Source organism: Longimicrobium sp. (assembly GCF_036399255.1).
Taxonomy (GTDB): Bacteria; Gemmatimonadota; Gemmatimonadetes; order Longimicrobiales; family Longimicrobiaceae; genus Longimicrobium.
The window spans coordinates 1-5071 of the sequence record NZ_DASWNM010000118.1 but is presented as its reverse complement, the minus strand read 5'-3'; the positions used below and the strand labels follow the sequence as shown (position 1 = coordinate 5071).

General features: G+C 68.7%; 2 protein-coding genes. Both read left to right on the top strand.

Going from position 1 to position 5071, the window contains the following annotated elements; genetic code table 11:
* The first annotated feature begins 136 nt into the window (after positions 1-136).
* Positions 137-2434: a vanadium-dependent haloperoxidase gene (locus VGC13_RS21485; protein WP_331127344.1), complete on the top strand. Its 2298-nt coding sequence runs from the start codon at positions 137-139 to the stop codon at positions 2432-2434.
* Between the two features lie 240 nt (positions 2435-2674).
* Positions 2675-4981, top strand: coding sequence for a vanadium-dependent haloperoxidase (locus tag VGC13_RS21480; protein ID WP_331127343.1), 2307 nt, complete (start codon positions 2675-2677; stop codon positions 4979-4981).
* Positions 4982-5071 lie beyond the last annotated feature (90 nt).

The window sequence follows — 5071 nt, the reverse complement described above, 5'->3', positions numbered from 1 at the left end:
GGCCTTTGTGTTCCACGGGATCTGGCGAGGGACGGCGAGAGAACGGGCTGATGTCAGGCCACATCCGGCAGAGCAGCCGGCGGCGCCTCCCGCGCATCGGCGGGGGGACGGTGGATACCCTGGCAGGAGCAGCATGATGGCAAAGGCACATACGCTCGTCGACAACTTCAACGACGACACTACGGACACCGCGCTCTGGACGGTCGCCGGTACGGTGGCCACCGAAACCAACGGCCGGGTGCAGATCCGCCCGCCCGGCAACCAAGCCGGCTACTACACCTACGCAAGCTCCGTCACCTACGACCTGACCGAGTCGCAGATGCGCGTCGAGATCGTCACGGCGAGCACGTCACCGGGTGTGGCAACGGGGCTGGCCGCATCGATCACGGGCAACGACTACATCCTGATCTGGGTGAAGGACGGCTACGTGGAGAGCATGCAGGGAGTGGGCGGGGTGAGCAGCATCCTTCGCCGGGTGCCGTACGACCCGGCGGCGCACCGCTGGCTGCGGTTGAGCGAGTGGACGGGCACCACGTTCTGGGAGGTTTCGGCCGACGGAAGCACCTGGACGGTGCTCCATCAGGCCCCCGATCCCATTCCCCTGACCTCCGTGCTGCTGGAGTTCGGGGTGCGGGTCACCACCGTGGTGACCGCGCCCGGGTTCGCGGCGTTCGACAACTTCAACGTGCAGAACACGTCGCTTTCGCGGCGCGTGGAAGAGCGGCGGCTGTCCGCGCGCGACGTGCGCGTGCAGGCGGCACAGGTGGCCGCGGAGCGCCGGCACGACGAGCACGTGAACAACAACGACGAGACCAACTACCCCACCTGGACCGGCCGCGAGCTGGCGGGGATGTACAGCAAGAGCCTGCGGCACGACGACTTCGGCGATCCGGAGCCGGTCTCGTACGCGTCGCTGCTGCGCGCCCTGGAAAGCCGCGACCCGCACGACTTCGAGGAGATCATCCTGGGGCCGGCGGGCGCGCCCGTGAAGCTCACCAACCCGCAGTCCGGGCTGGCGTTCGACATCGAGGGCCCCGACGCCCAGGAGCGCACCCTTCCCCCGGCGCCGCGCTTCGACAGCGAGGTGGCGGCGCACGAGATGGGCGAGCTGTACTGGATGGCCGCCCTGCGCGACGTGCCCTTTCTGGACTACGACACCGACAGCCTGGCCGCCGGGGCCGTGGCTTCGCTGAACACGGAGCTCCCCCGCTTTGGCGGCACCGTCCCGGTGACGGATGACAACCTGTTCCGCGGCATCTACCCCGGCGAGCAGGTGGGGCCGTACGTGAGCCAGTTCCTGCTCAAGGGGAACGTGGACCCGCGCAAGCCCGGCGGGCAGGGGCTGAACGCCACCGACGGCTTCATCTCCTACGGCTCGCGCAACATCGACCAGCGGCTGTTCAGCGCCACCCCGGGGGTGGACTACCTGACGGACTTTCCCACCTGGCTGGACGTGCAGAACGGCCAGGACACTCGCGGCACCGGCACCTTCGAGAGCACCAAGCGCTTCATCTACAACCTGCGCGCCGGTGCCACGTTCGTGCACTTTGACCAGGTGCTGGACGCGTTCTACAACGCCGCGTGGATCCTGATGAGCGAGCCGGAGGGCAACCAGCTCACCAACGCCGGGCGCACGGGGATTCCGCAGGTGAGGGTGGAGTTCCCCAAGAACGACGGCAACCCGTACGATCCGCCCGGGACGGCGCTGGACAGCCGCACGCAGGCGGGCTTCAACACCTTTGGCCCCACGCACCTGCTGCAGGCGCTGGCCGAGGTGATGGGGCGGGCGCTGCGGGCGGTGTGGTGGCAGAAGTGGGGGGTGCACCGCCGGCTGCGGCCCGAGGAGTACGGCGGCCGCGTGCACAACCAGGTGCTGTACAACACCAGCGGCTTCACCGAGGGGCGGACGTATCCCCTCCACGTCAGCCTCATCGACTCCATCCAGAACGGCGAGCTGCTGCAGCTCTTCAGCCCCGGCGGACCGTTCACGGACTCATGGCTGCTGCCGCAGGCGTACCCCGAGGGCGCGCCCACGCACCCGGCGTACGGCGCGGGGCACGCGACGGGCAGCGGCGCGCTGGTCACGATCCTCAAGGCGTTCTTCAGCGAGGACACGCCCATCGAGAACCCGGTGCAGGCCAGCGCGGACGGGCTGTCGCTGGTGGCGTACGCCGGCGCGGACGCGGGGCAGATGACGGTAGGCGGGGAGCTGAACAAGCTGGCGGGGAACATCTCCCTCTTCCGCAACGCGGCGGGCGTGCACTGGCGCTCGGACTACACCGAGTCGCTGCCCTTCGGCGAATCGATCGCCATCGGGCTGCTGCAGGAGATGTCGCTGGGCTTCAACGAGGACGACGCCTTCTTCGAGCTGACCCGGTTCGACGGGCAGAAGATCCGCATCTTCGACGGCAAGGTGGTGCCGGTGGTCGTCTGATCGGAGGATGACGGACGCGGCGGCGCACCCCTGCGCCGCCGCGGGAGGAAACACAACCGAATGATCCGGGACCCGAGAGGCCCCCGCCGGCACAGCGCCGGACGGGGGCTTTGGTTTGGATCGATGCTGGAGCGACGGCGAGAGAACTGGCCAGCCAGGCCACGCCGGCAGAGCGACCGGCCACGGAGCCCCGCCGCACATCGGCGGCGGAGCAGCAAAAAACCCTGGCAGGAATCGATCATGGCCAAGACGCATACGCTCGTCGACAACTTCAACGACAACACGACGGATGCAGCGAAGTGGATCGTTCAGGCGGGTGGCGGCGCCCAGGTCGCCGAAGCCAACCAGCGCCTGGAGATCTGGCCGCGCCCGCACCTGGCGGGGACCAACGGAGGTGGGTACCGGTCCACCGGCCTCTTCGACTTCAGCGACTCGGCCGTCAGCGTAGAAGTGGTGCGCGCGCTCGCGGCGCCCACCGGGGCCAGCACCTATCTCTCGGTGGGGCCGGACGGCAGCAACGAACTGTACATCAGCATCGAGGAGGGGATGGTACGCGCCCTGGCGGACGCGGGCGGATCGAGCTTCTCGTACGGAAAGGTGCCGTACGACCCGGCGCGGCACCGCTGGCTGCGCATGCGCCACGAAACCGACGCGGTAGCCGGCGCCGACGTGGTCTACTACGAGACGTCGGCGGACGGGGTGGTGTGGGAGGTGCTCGCGGCGCCCACCCCCCCGATCGCGGTGACCTCGCTGTACGCCTACCTCGGCGCCCGGACCTACGCGGCCGTGCCGCGCCCCGGGCTGGCCGTGTTCGACAACTTCAACGTGCAGGACACGGGGCGCGCGCGGCGGCTGGATGAGCGGCGCCTGTCGGCGCGCGACGTACGCATTGAGGCGGCGGAGCTGGCGGCGGCGCGTCACCACGAGGAGCACGCCAACAACAACGACGAGGTGAACTACCCGGAGCGGCTGCTGGCCGGCAGCTACTCCAAGAGCCTCAAGCACGATGCGCTGGGCGACCCCGACCCGGGCTCGTACGCAACGCTGCTGCGGGCGCTGGAAAGCCGCGACCCCGCGGACTTCGAAGAGATCATCCTGGCCTCGTCCACGGCGCTCAAGCTTACCAACCCGCAGGCGGGGCTCACGTTCGACATTGCCGGGCCGGACGCGCAGGCATTCACCCTGCCGCCGGCGCCGCGCTTCGACAGTGAGGTGGCGGCGCACGAGGCGGGCGAGCTGTACTGGATGGCGGTGGCGCGCGACGTCTGGTTCGGCAGCTACGCGACGGACGCGGGCACGGCCAACACCATCGTCAAGCGCGCCATCGACTCGCTGAACGCGGAGTTCCCGCGCTTTGGCGGCACCGTCACGGTCACGGCGCAGAACCTTTTCCGCGGCATCTACCCGGGCGAGCAGGTGGGGCCGTACGTGAGCCAGTTCCTGCTGAAGGGAAACAACGACCCTCGCAAGGGGCGCAACGCCAATGCAGGATACATCTCCTACGGCTCACGGGAGATCGACCAGCGGCAGCACACAGCGGAGGTGGGGCTCGACTATCTGACCACCTTCTCCACGTGGCTCGACGCGCAGAACGGGGTGGACTTCCGCGGACAGGACGACCTGTACATGGCGCAAAAGCTCTTCATCCGGAGCCTTCGCGACGGCGCGACCTTCGTGCACTTTGACCAGGTGCTGGACGCGTACTACAACGCCGCGTGGATCCTGATGAGCGAGCCCACCGGGAACCAGCTCACAACGTCGGGGGCCGGGCGTCCGCAGATCGACATGGAGTTCCCCAAGGACCAGGGGAACCCGTACGACCCGCCAAGCACCGCGTTGGACTCGCGGACGCAGGCACCCTTCGCGACCTTCGGTCCACCTCACCTTCTTCAGGCGCTGGTGGAGGTGCTGGGGCGCGCGCTACGCGCGGTGTGGTACCAGAAGTGGTTCGTGCACCGCCGGTTGCGGCCCGAGGAATACGGCGGGCGGGTGCACAACCACATCACCGGGTCGCGCACCTACCCATTGAACACCAGCATCACCACGTCGCTCTCCAGCGGCGGGCTGGCCCCGTACTTCGGGAACACGGGTGAGAAGTTCCCCTCTTCGTACCTCCTCCCGCAGGCGTATCCCGAGGGCGCGCCCACGCACCCGGCGTACGGCGCGGGACACGCCACGGGCAGCGGCGCGCTGGTCACCATCCTCAAGGCGTTCTTCGACGAGAGCAAGGCCATCGAGAACCCGCTGCAGGCCAGCTCGGACGGACTTTCCCTGGTGGCGTACACGGGTGCCGACGCGGCGCAGATGACCGTGGGCGGCGAGCTGAACAAGCTGGCCGGCAACATCGCCCTCTTCCGCAACGCGGCCGGCGTGCACTGGAGGAGCGACTACACCGAGTCGCTGCCCTTCGGCGAGGACATCGCGATCGGGCTGCTGCAGGAGATTTCGCTGGGCTTCAACGAGGACGACGCGTTCTTCGAACTGACGAAGTTCGACGGCCAGAAGATCCGCATCTTCGACGGCAAGGTGGAGCCGGTGATCGTCTGATCGCAGGATGACGGCGCGGCGGCGCACCCCTGCGCCGCCGCGGCAGGATGAGCGCAATCGATCAATCCGGGACCCAACGAGGCCCCCGCC

Coding starts and splice junctions, on each gene's coding strand:
- VGC13_RS21480 (WP_331127343.1), top strand. CDS start 2,675: ATGGCCAAGACGCATACGCTCGTCGACAACTTCAACGACAACACGACG.
- VGC13_RS21485 (WP_331127344.1), top strand. CDS start 137: ATGGCAAAGGCACATACGCTCGTCGACAACTTCAACGACGACACTACG.